A 250-nucleotide genomic window follows, 5' to 3' on the forward strand; every position below is an offset into this window, starting at 1 on the left:
CTTGATAGGTAATTGAGCGCATGCAGTACAAAGGCAAAATCGGCTTTTGATTTAGGCGCAAGTACGCCTGCGGGCGCAAAGCGGTCGTCGTTGATTAGAGTTGGGTCATCGCTACCAATCAAGCAGAGGCCGCGCGGCCATTGTTTGCTTCCCCGGTATTTTCTATCGTGGCGGTGCTGAGCAAAAAATTCGCCAGTACTTGGTGGGTAACAACTATGTTGAAACCGTGATTTCACTGGCACCTAACCTG

At 50.4% G+C, this 250-nt stretch carries 2 protein-coding genes; one reads left to right on the forward strand and one right to left on the reverse strand.

The window, feature by feature from the left end:
* A partial coding sequence (locus V0R37_RS22875) for an N-6 DNA methylase (RefSeq protein WP_420376660.1) occupies positions 1 to 122 on the reverse strand: 122 nt, incomplete at its 3' end.
* On the opposite strand from V0R37_RS22875, the gene V0R37_RS22880 reads away from it, so the two are divergent.
* The coding region (locus V0R37_RS22880) for an N-6 DNA methylase (RefSeq protein ID WP_420376661.1) at positions 101 to 250 on the forward strand (150 nt) is incomplete at its 3' end. The genes V0R37_RS22875 and V0R37_RS22880 overlap by 22 nt on opposite strands.

Origin of the sequence: Pollutimonas rozaliensis, assembly GCF_048751585.1 — a bacterium.
Classification (GTDB): Bacteria; Pseudomonadota; Gammaproteobacteria; order Burkholderiales; family Burkholderiaceae_B.